The organism is Pseudomonas sp. A014, assembly GCF_052378495.1.
Lineage (GTDB): Bacteria > Pseudomonadota > Gammaproteobacteria > Pseudomonadales > Pseudomonadaceae > Aquipseudomonas > Aquipseudomonas machongensis.
In genome coordinates this window covers 2,066,302-2,086,793 of the sequence record NZ_CP199001.1, presented here as the reverse complement: position 1 = coordinate 2,086,793, position 20,492 = coordinate 2,066,302, and the positions used below count along the sequence as shown (strand labels likewise).

Genomic DNA, 20,492 nt, shown 5'->3' with positions numbered 1-20,492 from the left:
TGCTTTTCGTGTGAATACCCATCCAATGAGTCGGGCATGAACCCCTCCTGTGACCCGTTCCAACCTACCTATGCATGACGCGCAGCATTGATCCGCGCAGTTACTTCAGATCACCCGACCGCTCTTGATCAAACGGCGAGCTGTTTGGCAATGCATACAAAGCATCTCGTAACGAGGGTAAAGGTACGGCTCCGAACGCTCGTCATTTATCAAAAGGCCAGGAGGGCTTTTGCGAAACGCTTTTCAAACGCACCGTTAGCTCGGCCAGCCATAGGGAATGGAAGCCGGGCACGGAAAGTCGTCTCCTTCAACTGTCAGTATCGAGACCGTCCTCGAAAGAGGGCCCAGGTTCCACACCAGACCATATTGGCCTTTCAACTCCCTGGCGATATGGAATGGAGGATCTGGTAGGAACCCTGGATATAGCTTGCTGCTCGACAAGTATAATGAATACACCTTATCGTTAATTGGACTACCCTCGACGGGGACCGCGACAAGTACCATATCCGAGTCTGAGGTCGACAATCTAAGGAGTAACTCGTTAGCACCGGTGCTGGACAGCATCATATTCGGCACGAGCGTTATCGACGTATCGAAGCCGTCGACATGAACTGTCAAGTTGAAATAACCACTGGCCTCGCGACCTCGCGTATTCCAACGCACTCCCGCCTGTGAAAGTATTACTTTTGATCCGAACGCGGGTAATGACCCCATGTCGCCCTCTTTCAGCGTCTGCGGATTAAATTCCATCCAGGCCGAGAGGCGGGCAGCAACCAACGGGCTTCCCGGCTTTGCCTTCAATGTGAATGCCAGATATTCCTCGCGGTAGAATACCGCCGGATCAGGCGGGAAATGGGGTGTATGGGTCACCTCTGCTTCATCCGCCAATTTGCTGGATAACAGTACACATTTGGGCAGCGTCCGAACGGTGGAAATACCCGCGACATGAAAAACCAAGCCGAATGTTCCACTGAGGTCGGCCCCAGTCACCTCCCACTCCAACCCAGCGGAAGACATCACTCTTGACGCACCAAAATCGGGAGAGGCCGTTACATCCCCTTCCTTCACACTGTCTGCAGAGAATGTCATCCATACCTCTCGCTTAAGGTCCGCCAGAGGGCTACCCGGCTTCGGCACGAGCACAACGGTCTGGCCCACCGAACGCCGAAACACCAACAGATCCTCGACAACGCGACCTTCTACCTTCACATCCACTTCATCTCTCAGGTCTTGCGACAAAGCGATGCCCGAGGTCACTTTCAGTGGTGTTGGAAACGCGCCTGTATGAAGGGTCAACCCGAAGGTGCCAGACGCTTCGGCGGTCAACTTCCAGGCCAGGCCTGCAGTGGATATCGGTCGTCTGTCGTTGTAAGTCGGAAGCGTAATCAACTGCGCCTGGGGCAAACTTCCTTCGACGTACTCGATCCACGCCTCGCTCAGGAAATCTCGCTCTAGCGGACTGCCCATTTTCGGCACGATACTCAACGTGTGCTCTGCTTCAGATTGGATAACCAGCGGCTCGACCAGAGGCACCCCGTCTATCAACGCGTCGAACTCATCCTCCATACGTAGCGACAGCAGCAAGCAACTGCCCGTCACCAGGGGCTTCGAAAAACCCGCCACATGAATGGCCAACCCGAACACACCGCTTGCCTGTTTGCCCAGCATCTCCCATTGCGGCTCACCCTCCGTGAACCCCTGCTCAGCCCCATAGTGCGGATAGGCCTCCATCTGCTCTGGCGCCAGGTCATCTTCCACAAACGTCAACTTGGCCTTCAAACCGCTTTCAGCCAACGGGCTCCCGGTTTTTGGCTTGACTGCGACGTAGGACGGCACCATGCGCCGGAATATCCAGATCGATTCGTCAGTGCCACGCTCCTCGTCATAGATCAGCTCGGCTTCGTCCGCCAAAGCCCGGGACATCAGCAAACAAGTGTCGACGACCATCGGTTTGTCAAAGCCCTGCATGTGAACCTGCACCCCAAAGGTGCCACTCACCTGCGCACCGGTCAGGGTCCAGCTCAACCCGTCCTCCAACATCGCCCGCCGCTCACCGTAATTGGGCGCGGCAACGACACTGGTCGGTTTCAGGCTGCCGTCGGTGAAGGTCAGCCAGGCTTGTGTTTTCATCTTCGCCAGGGGGCTGCCGGGCTTCAGGTTGACCTTCAGCGTCTGCGCCTCCTCCCGCCAGAACAGCGCCGGGTTTGCCGGCACAGCGTCTGCAAGGGTCAGGTCGATCTCGTTTTCAAGGTCGGGCGCCAGGCGCAAGCCTTTGAGTGACAAGGGCAACGTCAGCGTCGACGTGGTGACTTCGAGCGTGAAATGATCCCGCTCTATACCAGGCGTGATGGTCCAACTGACACCAGCAGCAGTCATTTCCTGCGGCTCGCTCGGGCTGAAGGTGATGTCCAGCTGTGCTGTGCCGCCTGGCCAACCCATGGCCACCTGTTCGCCTATGAAAAAGTCGTCCGCAGACTTGGGCTTCAAGGTCAACGTATGCTCGCCGACACTGCCCAGCACCAGGTTGACCTCATCGAAATCAGTGATTGGCCTGTCGTCGAACAACACATCGAACTGGGCCGACCACGGTGAGCGGGAGTACACAGGGATAGCTTGTAGTTTGTCGCTTTCTGCGCCAAGGCCATCAGTGCATCGGGCGCTGAGCTCGGCGGTGTAGAAGTCGACACCATCCTTTTGCTCAGGGATGAATTCAAGTGTCGACTTGCCCTGCTCATCCGTTGGGACAGTCTTGTAGAGCACATCGTCGAGGTACCAATCCACATTGTGACCAACGATCGTTCGCGCTGATGCGACAAGGTTGCGCAGCGTTGCGGTCAACCGGGTACTGCTACCCCACTCCAGCACCGGCACCACGCCATCCCAGGCCACCTCACTCACTTCATAGCGAAAATCCCCCAACTGCGCCTGGAGCTCATGCTTTTCGGCCCGCCAGTAGCTACCCAGGCCCAGCGGTAGCGCGCCGGACATCACCTCCTTTGCCGCACTCGCACTCAAGCTCCAGGTACTGGTCCCGGCCTCCGGTTGCGGATAGCGGCTTTCCTCGTCGCTGTCGTCGATATTCAGCGACGGATTCGTAGTCAGCCCGTATGTCGTGGGTGACGTATCGGGATTCCCTGGCCACAGCACGCTCAGCTTCTGCCCCTGCCAGGCATCGCTGACGTGCAGGCTGTACGTGGCGCCATGGCACAGTTTGAACGGTGGCTGGGCTTGCGGAGCAAGCGATGGCTGATCAGGTCCCGGCGACAGCAACACGCTCCCTTCGAAGGGTGCCAGGTGCACTTCGGAAATGATGTTGCGCAGGCTGAGTTCCGTCGCCCTCGTGCCAACGGGGGTTTCGAACGCCACACGTATTGTCGATACGCCCGGGGGTATATCGATGATCTTGGGCGTCAACGTATGCCAGGTAGGTTCGGCTTCGGGTCTGGGATCTTGTTCGTCAGCCTGCTCGGCGGTCTCCGGGTTCTTGAGCGCTTGCTCATGAATAATCTGGCCTTGCGAACCGCCCGAGAGTGCGTAGACCCTGAGCCAGCAACTGTCGGTGAAGTACAAGACGTTGTACTGGCAGCCCAAGGCATATCCCTGTGCAACCCACTCGGGCAAACTGAAGTCCTGGTAGAGCCGACCCTCCTGGAAAAGTGAAAGGTACGTGCCGTCCCTGGCATCGTTTTCACGAAGCTCATAGCTGTCTTTCTTTTCGTAGCTCCACACACCTTCGAGGCCAGCGCTTTCCATTGGCTTCTGAATGAAGGGATCCTTAAGAAAGTCATGCCCTTTGGTAAGGCTTTGCGCACGCGTCGAAATCGACCGGATACCCTGCACCTCATCACTATTGCTCATGATCCTTCTCCCCCCCATTGGACGGCACGTGCAAAACTCCCGGCCGCGTCTTCCGACAACAACGCCTCGACTTGTTGCTCGAACAGTGCACCGCCATACCGTGCGAGGTAGCGCACCTCCATGACGATATCGCTCAGCCCCTGGAGCAGTTCGGTTTGCCGGGCAACTCGCGGGAACTTCAGGTTCCAGTCGGAGACGGCGCCAGTGCCTTCGAACGGCAAGTAACGGTCATCGCTCTCGGGGGCCGTGACCAACCCGATGTCCTGCGTGGCCGACGACAGGCAGACCTGTTGGCTGGGTCGCAAACTTCGCATGACGTAGCGCCCATCCCCTTCACCCTGGTCCAGCTGCGGCGACAGGTACTTCACCCCTTCGATATCGGCCTTGGTCAACAACCGGCTCTGCGTCTGGGTCAATGTGGCGCGGATGTTCTGGTAAGGCCCCAGCAAAGCAGGCAGCGACAGCGCCACGCTGTGCAGGCGCCGCAGGTAATGCCCGGGGTAATCCTGGTTGAACAGCGTTTCGCTAAGGCTGAAATCCAGTTCGCCGTTCTCGGCCAGCGCCTCGAGCAGCGCCGGCCAGTCACCAAGCGCAGCCCCATTCTTGTCGAAGACCAGGCCCTCTTCGATCAGTGCACGCAGCGACACGGTCTTGCGCAGTTCCAGATGACGCTCATTGCGCAACAACGCTTCGGCCTCCAGGCGATGCAGGTCCAGCCGCAGTTCACCTGCAGCATTGAGGCCATGCCGATCGGCCTGCCAGACCGAGGTACGTACGATGCGTTTGTCATAGTTGCCCGTCTCGTACTGCCAGCAGGCTTCGGCACTGTTGCACAAGCCCACCGCGACATCGAACAACGTTGCATGCCAGGCGGTCACCTGCGAACGCAGCCAGCGATAGAGCGATACGTTGGTCGATTTGCTCTGGTAGAAGGCGTACATCTGCTGGGCCTGGTCCAACACCTTGCGGCTGTGATCGAGCGAGTTCCTCGCGGCCTGGGTTGCGCAGGCTTGTGCCTTGCTCTGCTCGGCGATCACATCGATGTCCTTGCGGGCCAAGGTTGCCTGCAGCTCCCAATCCTGCCGGCGACGCTTGTAGACTGACGTCTCGCGCATGATGTCACCGGAGATCTGCAACAGCCCCCCTGCCATGAACGCAAGCTGAGCAACACTCATCATCGGGGAGGTCTTGTCCCCTGTGTCCTGCGCCGTCCCAAAGATTCTGGGCACCATCTGTGTCGCGTAGTAGGAGCTCGTCGTGCTGGTACCTTGGGCATTTATTAACCCACCTGAGTTATGGACAACCATCGTCGCGATTTCCAGAGCAGAGATGTCCTCTTCGACCAGCTTGGTGTAGTGGGCTTGCCGAGCCTCGGCACAGAGCGCCTGCTTGAGCAATACCCCTTCCTGCTGTTGCTGCTGCTCGAGCAACTGTTCCTGGATGGCAATGGTGTATCCAGCGATCTCGGCGGCATGTTGGTATTGCAACGCTTCAAGCCCGGTGCGCTCCTCCTGCTCCATGAGGACACGCAATTGCTCGGAGAACTGGGTCAGGGTCGCCACCACCTCATGAGCCTTGGCGATCAGAGTACGGAAACGATACGGCGGCACCACCGTGCGCTGGCCCATCAGGTGCGACAGGTTGGTACCGCCCCCCATGCGTGCCATCAGCAAATCGAAGGGGTTCGCAGGTGGTGCATACAGTGGCAGCACCATGGGGCGTCCATCGAGGGTCAGGAAGTGCCGCAGGTTGTAGAAGCGCTCCGCCAGCAATTGCCAGATGTCCAGCAACTGCTGATTGACCGGCAAGCGGAAAGCCGGATGTGCCGCCACCCCAGCCCAGAAGAAGGTGGACAGCTGCTTGGGCAGATTGGCCGGGACGATGTCCTGGCCACTAGCGGCCAACGGCATGTCGGCCGGCCCGACAGCGAGCACGTCGCGGACCGTTTTTGGTTGCCAGGTATTGATCGCCCGCGCATCCGGCACCTCTCCCATGAGGTCCGCGGCCATGCGGTACAACAGCCAGGCGTGGGCCAGGCCGTCACGGGTCTGGTAGCGATAGTGCTGGTCGGCTTCGCCGATCAGCATGTTCACGTACTGCACGAACACCGCCTTGCGATAATGGGACGGCGCGCGCAGCGCGATGACATGAGGCTCGATCAATTCGTGTTCGAGCCCTGCCGCCTCGGTGTCGTCCTGAAGCAACCAGGCGCAGTTCCAGTAGTCAGGGCCCGGGGTCGCCCTGGGCGGCTGCTTCTGGTACGGGTTGAAGATCAGCCCCAGCCAGCGCCGAGCATCGGCGAAGCGCTCCTCCTCCTGCAGACGTGATGCGATCAGGTGAGGGACATGGAAGAACAGCTCACGCAAGTAGCTGCCATAGGCAGCGAACATGTGCAGCAACGGGTCCGCCGCACTGGGATGCCAACCTTGATACAACGCGCCGGCCAGTTCCTTGCGGTATGCCGGCTCCTGTCGGTTCTGCGCATCCCAGGCGAATACGGCCTGGGGCGAGGCTTCGGCGCGATTGATCAAATCGGAAACATGCTGGGAGTTCAGCCGCACGGCCAAGGGCGCGTCGGCACCACCAATGGCATCGAAGACGAGGAAGTCGCTACCGTCGGACTGTTGGTGAATATACGGAATCCTTGTATCGGCCAGACTCGAGATGGCCCCCCAGTTAACCGTGAAGGTGGTGGTTGCTTCACCAGCGGCGGTAACTTCGAAGGTTGCCGAGCCAGTCGCAGCAACGTTCTCCAGACGGCTCCAGGTGCTGACGGCATGCCTATTGAGAACCCAGAGCCCCGACCAACAGGTTGTCGATTTCTCGCCTTGCTTATGTACGAGTTTCACTTCCGGCAAACAGACATTCTCGTTAAGAAGAACGCTTCGGTTTCCCGCCCCCACCAGCGCCACGCCCGCCGTTTCGTCGACAATGACCGTGAAACCCATGCCTTCACGGATGTACTCCTTGGTAAATGGACGCGAAAACTCCGGCACATCGATCTTTGCCTCAGCCTTAAAAAGGCTGGCGAAAGAATGGCTAGAAAAGTCGGACCGTTTCAATACAGCCACGTCTTTTCGATCATGCTGGAGTGTGACGGACTCAAAGTTCGGAGCCCCAAACGTAACGGCAGTAAAAGCAAGATAAGTTACACCTTGTGATTCAAAGGCTTGGAGTTGGAAATCAAAAAGAATGCCGTTGTAATAAAGAATCATTCGGTCAATCGACAAGACCACAACCTTAGCAACCGTGCGCAACTCGCTGGAGCGCGCACGTACTCGTAGTGAACGCCCCGACAAGCCCTGCTCGAACTCAGCATCGAGTGCAATGTAAGGATTGCCACTTCCCTTGATGCTTTTCACCTCGGCATCAACCGCTGCAATACGCTGCGAAAAGGGCAAGCGGCCCGCACTCCCTGTGAATCGCCGAGAAAGGGCTTCGCTGGCAGCAGAGTCGATAGCCCGCTCAGTACCACGTTTCAAGACATCCCGTTGAAGGACGAACTTCTCCGCCCAGGCTTCATCGTTCGAGGTCTCGTGAACAGAAACGAACAGTTGATCGTCATCGCCGTTCACGCGCCCCGCCGCAACCGCCATCACTCTGAACCTCTCCACCTCAGGCGGTATCTGCGACGGGGTGTCAGGGCCGGTAACTTCGACGTCGTACTTCCACAGTGGCTCCGGGGTAGTCCACTGGTTATCGAGTCCAAGATGAATGATATCCAGCGTCAGTGCATACGAACGCTTGTCGGTTGTTTCACCGTTCTCACCGAGGACCTTTGTCGGTGCGGTGAAGTACCACCAGATCACATGCAACCGACCACCGAACAACACCGGACACATCTGCAACACTGTCGTGCCCGGCGGAATGCTCACCGGTTTCCATTCCGTCCACGCATCGGGCTGGATATACGTGGAGGCCTCGTCCAGACGGACCTGGACCTTGCGCCAGTAATAGGCGCAAGGCGTCGCATTGTCCTTGCCCAGCAAGTAGTAATCCGCGTTGGCGTAGCCATACCCCGGGAACCGACCCTCATCGCGGTGCCCTTCGCGATAGTCGATGTAACCGGCCTGGACTCGGATGTTGTTCAGGAACTCATAACGTTTCAGATAGTTCAGCAGCGCCTTCTGAACACCCGCATCATCGATCCGGCCCTGCGCCAGGTCGTTCTCCAGGGTTTTGAACAGCTCCGTCTTGTCCAGGCGCAAGTCGGCCCGGATATAGTTTTCCGGGTAGTCTTCCATCATCTGGTAGGCCGCCCATAACGAGTAGGTCGACATGGCCTGCTGCCAGAAAAGGGTCAACCCGGGAGCGAAATCCTTGCCGTAGCCCTGTTCGATATTGTTGAGGATCGCATTGACGTAGGTCTGGACGCACGCGATTGCCTCGGCCAACGCAGACGTGGTGACCTCGGCGCTGACCTGGGTGTCGGTCATCAGGTAACGGTCCAGGTGATCGGCCGTCATCATGCCCAGGCTACCGGCTTGCAGCTTGTCCGGCAGTACGTGGTGAATGGCATACGCACTCAGTGCGTCGCGCCATTGTTCCGCGAGTCGGTGGCTCAATTCAGTCTTCATGTGGGCCTCGCTGCAAAAGCTCGAAAGTCGAAGGCGCGGCAGTCATTTCCGTACTCCCTTGATGACGACATCGGTCAGGTTCGACGGATAAGCGGCGTCATAGGAGAATCCGAACTTCAGCTCTACATCCGTCTTCAGGGCCACGGGGCGACTGGTGATGGTCCAGGTCACGCCGTCGTTGCCCAGTTCGTTGTCGGCACCCGGCGCAGGCGAGATCACCAAGCCCAACGAAGCTGCCGAGTTGCGACCACTGACGTGAAGAGACATCTGCTGGCCGATCAGCGAATGGCCGGCAGCTAGGCGATAGGTCAAGGTGTGCGTCGTTTCCCCTTCGGAAGGCGGCGTAAAGACGATCTCCCCCTCCAAAGGTTTGCCGTCGAATTCGATCATCAACCCGAGAGGCTCGATGAAAGTCACCTGTTCGAAGGAATGGGACTGCTCCTTGCCCCAGCTCGCGGTTACCCTGCGCTGGCCAGTCGTGGTGCTTTTGAGATCGAAGCGGGCAATACCATCGCTGCCTGTCAAGCTGACAGCGGGCTCGGCCGCACGAGTGCCACCTTCACTGACGCTCCAGGTGATGGGGTAACGCGCCACGGGGATCCCTTCGGTCGTGGCGATATGGATTTCGTACTCCACCGTGCTGATGCCATCGGCCAACGGCCAGCTCCCGATCTTCCTGTGCTGCCGTAACGTCGCATCGGCAAGCACGTCGAACTCGAGATCCTTGCTGTGATAGGCCTCTGCGGTTTCGTCGGCAGTACTGAGGGTCACGGTCACCTTCACCCGACGAGCCGTACCGACCTGCAGTACGGCTCTACCCAGCCCGGCTGCATCAGAGGTTTGGTCGGCACTGACCAGTTCGCCCCCTTCACACGACCAGGACATCGCCTGACCAACGACCGGCTCACCATCGAGCCCCAGGACTTTGGCCTGAACCGTGATCGGCTCGTCCACGACCAATGCAGATTGCAGTACGAGCGAATTGACGTAGGGCCTGTCGGCGAAGCCAACCTGCACCACTGTGACGTCATCGGGCTTGCCTGCGTACCACGCACGGATCACGCCCGAGCCTGGCTCCCGGCTTCTTAGCGCAATCCGGCTGTAGCCGGTGTGATCCGTCAGGGTTTCACCGGTGTTGTCCACAAAGTAGCCGATGGTGGTAGACCAATTGACCAGACGATCCACCCCATTATTGTCATAACGGTCTACAAGCAAGGCGGCCAGGCGATAAATGCCTTGTCCGCCTGCGAGCTCCAGGGGCGTCGTGTTACCCGGTCGCCCTTCGATACTGCGCACGCGCACCGTCTCTTCGTCACAGTCGATCACCACCGGCGGCGCGAACGCCTTGCCATCGAGCAGGTAGCTGGCCTGCACATGGGCGCTGCCCATCTTCATACCTGCCTGCAGTCGCACCGTGGCCACCCCCTCCTCGTCGGTGTAGCTGGAATGGGACTGCAAAATCCCGAGATCGGTGGACCAGGTGATGCGAATATCTGAAACAGGCTCGTTGTTCATATCGAGCAGTTTCAAGGCCACCGTGGTTTCCTGATCAGGCGCGCGTGCGATCAGGCGTGTTTCACTCACGGTGCAGCGCGAGGCCAGGCTCTGACGCAGCTCTGCCTCGTTGCCGCGCTCCGCGCTGTCGCTCTCAAGGCTGCTGAGCATCTCTTGTGCGGCATCGCGATAGTCCTGCGTGCCCGAATAGGCGGTCAGCCTGCTGAGTTTCATCAGTGATTCAGCACTCAGCCCCGTGGTGTCGCTCAGCAGCTTGGTGTCGACCACGATGCGCAACTGAGTCAGATCGCGAATGATGCCATCCGGCGAGACCCGGGCAGCCACGTCCAGCACCTCACGGATCCCCCAGCCCAACCAGGCCGCAATACGCTGGGCCGCCGCGTCCCTGAGCAGGCGCTGTTCATTTGCGCTCAGATCCTTCAATTCCTCGATTGCCGAGAAATAGCCCAGCAGCTGTGCTTCCGATTGCTTGGCCAGGCGCAGGCCACGGGCGTAGCGTTCCAGATGGTAGAGCGTGTGCAAGGATAATTCGAAGGCGTCGATGCCGAACCGGGCGCGATGCGCGCGTATCAGCAGGCTGGAGAACAAGGTGGGCGTCAACTCGAAACGTGTCGCGATTTGTGCGCAGCGCTGCATCCGCTGCACCAGCCCCAGCATGGCCTTCATGGTATCGGACTGGGATTGCTGCGGGTCGAAGGCCACCGCGCTCTCCAGCAGTTGGTGCACTGTGCCCTCGGCCCAGTAGACCATCGGGATCGCCATGTCGGCATTGACCCTCAGAAGCTGTGAAAGACTCTGCTGAACGACGCCCCATTGCTGCGAACGAATGCGCAGGACCACGCCGAGAATAATGCCGGTCAGGCGCTCCTTTTCAGCGCTATCCATATCCGCCAACTGGCCATGGTCGGCGCCGGCCAACTGATCGACCGCGGTCTTGACTTCCCGCTCGGCAAATTGCTCGTACTGCTCAGGGTCGAAGTCCTGTTCAGGGTCGCCAGTGTCCGCCAGCAGGCCGTTCTCATCGACGACCTGCTCCAAGGCTTTCAACCACTCACCCGCGGGCAGGGCCACAACACCGGCATCCAGCAAGGCCTGCTCGAAGGCCTGGAAAGGCAGCAACTGAGTCTTGAGTTCGCCGAACAGTGCAGAGATTTCCTGGGGCACCACATCGGGCGTCTCGACCGGCAGCAACTGCTGCACGAGCCAGCTGATCGGCAGGTCCTGCTCCTGACACCAGAGCACGCAGTGGCTGATGGCATGGATGACGCTAAGGGTGTCGGTCTGGGCAAAACTGCGGTACATGGCATTCTGCGGTGCTCCCCCCAGCTGCAAGGCATAAAGCCCCTCGGGGCTCAGGGTTTCCAACAGTGCCAGCAGCTCGATGGTGGTGATCGAAAGCAGACGGGCCAGCATCGTCACGCGGTAGAAGGCACTGACCACGCGCACAGAGCGCTGCAATTTGTCGCCCCCTTGCCCCTGCATCACCAGACGCGACAGGTAACGGAACGTCTGCACGTTGATGCCCAGCCCGCGGCATAACTGGTCGACGGTACGTTTGCTCGCGACATCGTCTCCCGAGAGGCTGAAGTCACTGCCGTCGAGCACCAGACGCGAAGTAGGGTCGCTGTTGAATACCCGGTCGAAATGGCTCGCAGTCGCGCCGATGCCGTGAACGGCCATATCCGAGAGCAGAACGGAAAAGTCTTCAGCGCTGCAGGCAAAGCGCTCTCGCAAGAACTGGAACACACCCAAGGCCCGATGGGTATTGACCGTCATCCATAGCGGCGAGTCATCGGACTTGATGCGCCTGACTTCGGCGACCGCGCGCTTTTCCGCATCGATTGCCGCACACACCACCTGGTCGGCCTGGGCATAGGTCAGCTTCAACGCGGTGGCCACGCGCACCAGGCGTTGGATGCGGTCAAAACGCATGTCGGACAGGTTTTCGAAGGTGTGCCGCTGTGGGTCCTGCGCATCGCTGACAACCCCAACCGGCGCGGCCCCGCCGCTGTTGATGAAGCGCGCGACGAACAGGGCCGGCGATACCTCCTCGGCCAGCACATTGCGGGTCACGTTGTCCGAACGCGTGGGCGCATAGGCCGCCAGGCCGAACAACGACTCCATCTCGTCCTGACTGATCTGCAGCACCTGACAGAAGCTCACCACCTTATGCAGGTGCATGGCATTCGGTACTCCGAAATTGTCCTCGTAGAACGCCTTGTACCGCTCCCCGGGCTCATCGGCCTGTGCCTTCGGCCCCGGACTCTGCGCATTGCCGCCCTGCGACGCCGCGGTGCCGAAGTAGGGAACCTCGATCAGTAGGGCACGCAGCACCGGGCCAAGCGTAGCTTCCTGCTGCAGCGCGGCATCGGACCAGGGTGAATGCGCGCCGGCCTGGATGAAGTAAGGACTGTCGATATCCGACAGGCGTGCCACATCGCCCATCAGCAGCGAGTTATGCGACAGCACCGTGTGGATCTGCTCCCAATACGCTTCATAGGGGAACTGTTTGATGGGATAGCGAACCTTGAGCAGCTTGTCTTCAGTCGCTGTGCGGTCACTGTCCGCTTGCTGGCGATGCTCTTCGATCAGCTGTTCCAGGACATGGATGATCACCTCGACCTGCGGCAGTTCACGGTTCATGAACGCCTCATCGATCAGGCGCTCGAACAGATCAGGGCGCCGAGTTTTCAGCGTCAGGATCATATCGGCATCGCCCTGGGCCTCGACGTGCTCCTGAACGAACGTCAGTAGATCGATGAGGTAGGCCACTGGCGAGGTGGTGGCATCCACGGCTTGCGGATGTGCGTTATTGCCCCAACTGGGCAAGAACTGATTTTCGAAGGTGGGGCCTCTGGACAAGTCCAGAGGGCCCCTTAGCTCATCCGAGGGGCGGCGCGCCGAGGCACTCAGGCGCTTTTCCCGGAAAGCACGCATCACCGCCGCTGCTGCAACATTCAGACGCCCCTTGAGTCGCCGGGCTTCCTCGCTGTGCATGCCCGGATAATGCGCCATCAGCGCATCGGTCGTCTTGCACTGCAGGTCGATGATCGAGTCTTGTTCCAGGGTCGCTGGCGCGATTTTGACTTTGATTCCCGGCTCGGTGTCCAACAGTCTCTCAAGCAGACCAACTTGTTTGCGGCTCTGGCGTTTAGCCATGGCGTCCCCCGGGCGGTGCTTAGCGTGAGCGAACGAAGCAGGCCTGTGTATACGTTGGCCCTTTCGTTGATGTCACTGGATGCTAGATACAAATACGCCCGCACGAAACTGACAGAAATAACAGGTAGCCAGCCGGGAAAAGAACCGCCGATACAGCAAAAACCTCGGCTAGCAATGTTTCGGCATAACCAAACCTAGGCAAAGAACCCCCATTTCTAAACGAACAATAATCACGTTTTCATTCAGCAAGTTATCTGTCACAACACAATTTTCTCATCCCGCCAACATTTTCTTGACGCAATGCCTCCGCTCTCCTTAGCTGAACATAACGCCCAATGCGAAAACTTCGCGCCGAGCTCTCTGGCCCGCGTCTTTACGCGCGCCAGCAGACTTCCGCGTGCTGGTTTGTGTCGCCCCCTGTTTCGTGTCGTACAGCTCGTGACAACAGGCCAGGCCTTGGCTGTTACCCACAAGAAACAGGAGATCCGCCATGAAACGAGCATCGAACCCTTTGCGCTTCGACCGGCTGTTCTGCGCGGTTTCCACGTCGCTGCTTCTGGCAACCCCGGTGGAAACCTTTGCGCTTGGTCTTGACGAAGACACCCCTTTTGCCAACCTGATGCAGCCACCGGCGGTACCGCTGCTGTCGCTCAATCCGATGAGCGCCAGTGGTCTGGGGATGGGCACCCTGCAGGCGTTCTCCGAGCGCATGAGCGCGCGCCACGGGGACGTGCCGATCGACCTGGTGGCCAGCCAATGGGCACAATTCTTCCCCGGCGCTGCACAACCGGCCTCCGCGCCGCCGGCGCGACTGGAGGCGCCCAGCCAGCAACTGATGATCGGCCCGGACCTGTTCGTACGCGAGACCGCCAGCGGAAACGTGCACCGCGCCGGGGTGTTCGTCGGCCACAACAATTTGCAGAGCAGCTTCAACGGCATGCGTCCGCTGCTCGGTGACAAGCAGCGCAACGCGGTCAACCTCAGCGGCGAAAGCCTGGGCGTTTACTGGAGCATGACCCACGACCAGGGCTGGCATGTAGATGCGGTGGCCATGGGCACGCGCATCGACGTCAACGGCCGCAGCCAGAGCGGCCAGCGCCTGGACGACAGCGGCCATGCGATGACCTTCTCGGTCGAGGGTGGTTTCCCCATCGGCCTGGGCAACCACTGGGTGATCGAGCCGCAGGCGCAGTTGATCAACCAGCAGTTCTTCCCCGGTAACCAGGCACAGGCCGAGACCCTGCAGGCATTCGACAGCCAGCCGAGCTGGAGTGGCCGGGTGGGCGCGAAACTGTCGGGGCGCTACGAAGTGCGCGGCATGCCGATCGAACCCTACGTGCGGACCAACGTCTGGTACGACTTCAACGACAGCGATGCGGTGAAACTGGATCAGGTCGACAAGATCTCCAGCTCGCGCAGTGCAGCGACCGTGGAACTGGGCCTGGGTTTGGTGGCGCGGGTCACGCCGACGGTGGCGCTGTTCGTCAGTGCCGACTACAGCAGTGATGTGGATGACAATGACCTGAACGGATTGATTGGCAGTCTGGGGGTGCGGATGCGCTGGTGATCAACGAGTACGGCGCATCCTCCTCCAGGAGGATGCGCCGCGACATCAGGCGGGCTTCATGACCAGAACCCCTAAAGGCGGCAGGTTCAAAGCCAGCGACAGCGGCTGCCCATGGCTTGCCACCGCCTCGCCGGCCACCGCCCCAAGATTGCCGACATTGCTCCCGGCATACAGCTCTGCGTCGCTGTTGAGCAACTCGACCCAGCGCTCGCCGAACGGCACACCGATGCGATAGCCCTCACGCGGCACCGGGGTGAAGTTGGCCACCACCAGCAGCGGCTCGCCGGCACTGCTCCAGCGCAGCCAGGCATATACGCTGTTGGCAGCGTCGTCGCCGATCAGCCACTGGAAGCCCTGGGGCTGGCAATCCTGCTCGTGCAGGGCCGGCAGCTCGCGGTAGAGCCGGTTCAGATCGCCCACCAGCTTCTGCACGCCCTGGTGCTCGGAATACTGCAACAGGTACCAATCCAGTTGCTGGTCGTGGTTCCACTCGCGCCACTGGCCGAACTCGCAGCCCATGAACAGCAGCTTCTTGCCCGGGTGCATCCACATGAACGTCAGGTAGGCGCGCAGGTTGGCGAATTTCTGCCAGCGATCGCCGGGCATCTTGTCGATCAGCGAGTGCTTGCCGTGCACCACTTCATCGTGGGAGATGGGCAGGATGAAATGCTCGGAGTAGGCGTAGATCAGGCCGAAGCTCATCTCGTTGTGGTGATGGGCGCGGTGCACGGGATCGTTCTGGATGTAGTGCAAGGTGTCGTGCATCCAGCCCATGTTCCACTTGTAGGCGAAGCCCAGGCCGCCCTGCTGCGTGGGTTGGCTGACACCCGGCCAGGCAGTGGACTCTTCGGCGATGATCAGCGCACCGGGCGCCTCGTGCAGCGCGATGTCGTTGAGCTGACGAATGAAGTCGATCGCCTCGAGGTTCTCACGGCCGCCATGGCGATTGGGCACCCACTCGCCGGCCTTGCGCGAATAGTCGCGGTACAGCATGGAGGCCACGGCATCGACGCGCAGGCCGTCGATGTGGAAGTGCTTGAGCCAGTGCAACGCCGAGGCGAGCATGAAGCCTCGCACCTCGTTGCGCCCGAGGTTGTAGATCAGCGTGTTCCAGTCCTGGTGAAACCCTTCCAGCGGGTTGTCGTACTCGTAAAGTGCGGTGCCGTCGAAGCGCGCCAGGCCATGTTCGTCGGTGGGAAAATGCGCTGGCACCCAGTCGAGGATCACGCCAATGCCGCCCTGGTGGCAGGCATCGATGAAGGCGGCAAAATCTTCCGCACTGCCGTAGCGGGAGGTGGGTGCGAACAGCGACAGCGGCTGGTAGCCCCAGGAGCCACCGAAGGGATGCTCCATGATCGGCAGCAGCTCGATATGAGTGAAACCCAGTTCCTGCACATAGGGCACCAGACGCTCGGCCAGCTCGCGCCAGTTGTAGAAACGCGCGACCTCACCGGCTTCGTCCAGCTCGCAGCGCCAGGAGCCAGCGTGCAGTTCGTAGATGGACAACGGTGCGCTATAGGCATGGCGTTGGGCACGTTGCTCCATCCACTGCTGGTCGCGCCAGTCGTGGCTGAGCGCACCTGCGACCTTCGAGGCCGTGCTGGGCGGCAGTTCGGTGGCGCGGGCCAGCGGGTCGGCCTTCAGCGGCAGTACGCCGTGCGCCCCCAGCACTTCGAACTTGTAGGTTTCGCCCACGGCCAGGCGCGGGATGAACAGCTCCCACACCCCGGCATCGTGGCGCAGGCGCATGGGATGGCGACGGCCGTCCCAGTTGTTGAAGTCGCCCACTACCGAGACGCGCCGGGCGTTGGGCGCCCAGACCGAGAAGCACACGCCGTCGATGCCGTCGACCTGGATCGGCTGGGCACCGAAGCGCCCGGACAGGTCACGATGATTGCCCTCGGCGAACAGGTACAGGTCCATGTCGCCAAGCTGCGGACCGAAGCTGTAGGGATCCTCGGTGACCTGCTCGCCTCCGGCCCAGCCGATCTGCAGCAGGTAGGGCTGGCGCTCGTCCAGGTACGCGCTGAACAGGCCCGGCAGGCTGCCCTGCTCCATCTCGGCGAGAATGCGCCCGTCGTGACGCGCCAACACCCGGGCGTTCAAGGCGCCTGGCAGGAAGGCGCGGATGACTTCGTCGCCCGCCTCGTCGACGTGCGGGCCGAGCACCGCGAACGGATCTGCGTGCGCGGCGCTCGCCAGGGCGTCGAGATCGCGTTGGCGAAGGCCGCCGTTGCTACGCGTTGATGCATTCATCTCACTGCCCCTTTCCATATTCCATATATTTTTCAAAGTAACGCAGTGCCTGGCACGGGCTGCGCCCATGATCGCGGGACGAGCCCGCTCCCACAGGATTGTCAGCGCCCCCCCAACTGCACCACAGAACCTGTGGGAGCGGGCTCGTCCCGCGATCAACGGCGCAGCCGGTGCCAGGCAACACTGCCTTCCCTACAGGGTTCATGCTTCGCCCCAAGTACTGATCAACCCATGCAGACCATGCAAAGGCACGGCCAGCCAGCCGGGTCGGTTGTCGGCTTCATAAGTGATTTCGTAGGCCGCCTTCTCCAGGCAGAACAGCTCCAGCGCCGCGCGCTCGCCCTCGGCGTGCTGCCAGGCATGGGCAATGGCGGCGGTGGCCAGGCCGTAGGCTTCGACGAAGGCATGACGCGACTGATGCAGGTACTGCCGGGCAACCCGTTGACGAGCCTGGCGCGCAGCATCGGAGAGGTCTACCGCCGAGGCGCTGCGCAGGATCATCGCTGCAGCATAGTCGAACGAGCGGAGCACGCCGCTGACATCCTTGTACGGGCTGTGCTTGGCCCGGCGCTCGTCCAGCGGCCGCGCTGGCTCGCCTTCGAAATCGATCAGGTAGGCATCGCCTTGCACCACCAGTACCTGACCCAGATGCAGGTCCCCATGCACGCGCATCAGCAGGCCGCCCTGGGCCTGGCGTGCGAGCATCTCGATGTGCTGGGCAAGGCCTTCACGTTGCTGTTGCAGATCATCGACCAACGCCTGGCTTTCGCTGTCCAGTTGCTCACGATGCTGGGCCAGCAGCTCGAGGGCGCGGCTGAGCTCGGCATTGATCTGCCGGCCCCAGCGCTCACTGTCCTGGGTGTCGCTGGGGCGCGGTGCAAAGGCTTGGTCGGCGGTGGGCGCGGCCAGCAAAAGGTGCATTTCACCCAGTCGCTGCCCCAACAAGGTGGCGAAACCCGAAAGCTCCGACAAGGCATCGGTGTGCGCCTCGGCACTGCCCTGCGTGGGCTCCATCTCGTCGCGGATCGCTCGCTCCAGGGTGTTCTGGGTCCATGACCAGGCATCGCCCTGGTTACTCAAGTAACCCTGGGCAATCATCAGCAGGTGGGATTGCGCCTGCTCATCCACCCGACTGACCCAGGCCAGCAGCGGCGAGATATTGGCAAAGCCGGCCGCGGTGAGGTACGCGCTCATTTCCAGTTCCGGGTGAATGCCGGGATTGACCCGTCGGATCAGTTTGAGCACCACGCGCTCACCGATCACCACCGAACTGTTGGACTGCTCGGCACTGAGGTAGCGCACCTCACTGTCCTCACCCAGCGCCAGGCCAGCGAGCTGCTCGGTACACTCGAAGCGCAGTTCGCCGGCACTCGAGGGCAGGCGGGTGTCATCCTGGCAGGCGCGTAACACGGCCCGCACGAACGACTCCTGCACGAAGGCATCGGTGATCAGCCCGACCTGTCGACCTCGGCGCACCCTCGACAACGCCAGCTGCTGGGGCAAGGCGCTGTGGATCTGCTCTTCAGGCAGCAGCCCGAACGGCAGTTGGTAATGGCTGGTCACACCGTCACTGAGCACCTCCAGCTCGCTGAGCAACACCGGGGTGGACGGCGTGCCGAAACGCACGCCATAGCGAATGCGCACCGCGTCTATCGGCCCTTCCTTGCCGGCGAACCAGCGCCGCTTGGGCAGGTACTGCGGCAGGATCGACGCCTGCAAGGTGTCTGCCGACGGCGTTTCGAGCAACTCCTCCAGACGCTTGCGCAGCACCAACGTGGTCAGTTCCGGCAAGCCTTCGGCAGGCTGGATGTGCCAGCTGGGCATGCGGTCGTGGGAGGCCAGCAGGAACCAGTAGAAGGCATACGGTGGCAGGGTCAGCAGGAACGGCAACTGGCCGATGGGCGGGAATGCGCTGCCTCCGAGCATTTCCACCGGCACCCGCTCGGCATATTGCGAGAGGTCCAGTTCGGCGGCCTGCGCCGCGCGCGAGACGTTGGCCACGCACAGGATGGTCTCGCTGTTGCCGTCGGCATCGGTGTACTCGCGCACGTAGGCGAGGATGCGCCGGTTGCTCGGGGTCAGCATCTTCAAGGTGCCGCGACCGAAGGCCTTCTGCTGCTTGCGCACCGCGAGCAGGCGCCGGTTCCAGTTGAGTAGCGAATGGGGGTCGTGGCTCTGGGCTTCGACATTGACCGTCTGGTAGCCATACAGCGGGTCCATGATCGGCGGCAGCACCAGGCGCTGCGGATCGGCCTTCGAGAAACCGCCGTTGCGGTCTGGCGACCATTGCATGGGTGTGCGCACCCCATCACGGTCACCGAGATAGATGTTGTCGCCCATGCCCAGTTCGTCGCCGTAGTACAGCGTCGGGGTGCCAGGCATCGACAGCAGGAGGCTGGTCAGCAGTTCGATGCGCCTGCGGTCGCGTTGCAACAGCGGCGCCAGGCGCCGGCGGATACCGAGGTTGATGCGCGCGCGGCGGTCCTCGGCATAGTAGTTCCACAGATAGTCGCGCTCGCGGTCGGTGACCATCTCCAGGGTGAGCTCATCGTGGTTACGCAGGAAGATCGCCCACTGGCAGTTGGCGGGAATCTCCGGGGTCTGGCGCAGGATGTCGGTGATCGGAAAGCGGTCCTCCATGGCCAGGGCCATGTACATGCGCGGCATCAACGGGAAATGGAAGGCCATGTGGCATTCGTCGCCATCGCCTTCGCCGAAGTACGGGCGGGTGTCTTCCGGCCACTGATTGGCCTCGGCCAGGAGCATGCGATCAGGGTAGTTGGCGTCGATCTCGGCGCGGATCGCCTTGAGCACGTCATGGGTCTCGGGCAGGTTCTCGTTATTGGTGCCGTCGCGTTCGATCAGGTACGGAATCGCGTCCAGACGCAGACCGTCGACACCCATGTCGAGCCAGAAGCGCATGACCCCGATCACCGCCTTCATCACCTGCGGGTTGTCGAAGTTCAAGTCCGGCTGGTGCGAGTAGAAGCGATGCCAGAAGTACTGGCCGGCGACCGGGTCCCAGGTCCAGTTGGACTTCTCGGTGTCGAGGAAGATGATCCGCGTGCCGTCGTACTTCTGGTCGTCGTCCGACCACACGTAGAAGTCCCGGGCCTTGCTGCCGCGCTTGGCGTGGCGGGCACGCTGGAACCAGGGGTGCTGGTCGGAGGTGTGGTTGATGACCAGCTCGGTGATCACCCGCAGCCCGCGCTTGTGCGCCTCGGCGATGAAGCGCCGGGCGTCGGCCATGCTGCCATAGTCAGGGTGCACAGCTTTGTATTCGCCGATGTCATAGCCGTCGTCACGGCGCGGCGAGGGGTAGAACGGCAGCAGCCAGAGCGTGTTGACACCCAGCTCGGCGATATAGTCGAGCTTGCTGATCAGGCCGGCGAAATCCCCGATACCGTCGTTGTTGGAATCGAAGAACGACTTGATGTGCAACTGGTAGATCACCGCATCCTTGTACCACAGCGGGTCGTCGATGAAGGCTGCCGGGCGGGAACGCTTGGCCATGTGCGACTCCTTTCAATTCTGGGTTCGGCACGCCCCTGTGGGAGGAG

6 protein-coding genes are annotated in these 20,492 nt (G+C 60.9%); 1 reads left to right on the top strand and 5 read right to left on the bottom strand.

The window, feature by feature from the left end:
• Nucleotides 1–255 precede the first annotated feature (255 nt).
• The 3 genes from ACTYOL_RS09695 to ACTYOL_RS09685 are packed head-to-tail and all read right to left on the bottom strand — an operon-like array spanning nt 256 to nt 13,109.
• Nucleotides 256–3,858, bottom strand: a complete 3,603-nt coding sequence (locus ACTYOL_RS09695) for a hypothetical protein (protein WP_444757832.1) — start codon at nt 3,856–3,858, stop codon at nt 256–258.
• Nucleotides 3,855–8,435 carry a neuraminidase-like domain-containing protein gene (locus ACTYOL_RS09690; protein ID WP_444757831.1) on the bottom strand — a complete coding sequence of 1,527 codons (4,581 nt, stop codon included), beginning with the start codon at nt 8,433–8,435 and terminating at the stop codon, nt 3,855–3,857. Before ACTYOL_RS09690 ends, ACTYOL_RS09695 begins: the two co-directional genes overlap by 4 nt.
• A 42-nt stretch (nt 8,436–8,477) precedes the next feature.
• Nucleotides 8,478–13,109, bottom strand: coding sequence for an Ig-like domain-containing protein (locus ACTYOL_RS09685; RefSeq protein WP_444757830.1), 4,632 nt, complete (start codon nt 13,107–13,109; stop codon nt 8,478–8,480).
• Between the two features lie 490 nt (nt 13,110–13,599).
• On the opposite strand from ACTYOL_RS09685, the gene ACTYOL_RS09680 reads away from it, so the two are divergent.
• The gene (locus ACTYOL_RS09680; RefSeq protein ID WP_444757829.1) at nt 13,600–14,676 is read left to right on the top strand and encodes an autotransporter domain-containing protein; all 1,077 of its coding nucleotides are present in this window, start codon (nt 13,600–13,602) and stop codon (nt 14,674–14,676) included.
• 45 nt (nt 14,677–14,721) lie between these two features.
• Here ACTYOL_RS09680 and glgB read toward each other — a convergent pair whose 3' ends face one another.
• Together glgB and treS are read right to left on the bottom strand one after the other, a co-directional pair.
• Nucleotides 14,722–16,932 carry a 1,4-alpha-glucan branching protein GlgB gene (gene glgB / locus ACTYOL_RS09675; protein ID WP_200603842.1) on the bottom strand — a complete coding sequence of 737 codons (2,211 nt, stop codon included), beginning with the start codon at nt 16,930–16,932 and terminating at the stop codon, nt 14,722–14,724.
• Nucleotides 16,933–17,133: 201 nt separating this feature from the next.
• The gene (gene treS, locus ACTYOL_RS09670) at nt 17,134–20,445 is read right to left on the bottom strand and encodes a maltose alpha-D-glucosyltransferase (RefSeq protein WP_200603843.1); all 3,312 of its coding nucleotides are present in this window, start codon (nt 20,443–20,445) and stop codon (nt 17,134–17,136) included.
• Between the last annotated feature and the right edge of the window lie 47 nt (nt 20,446–20,492).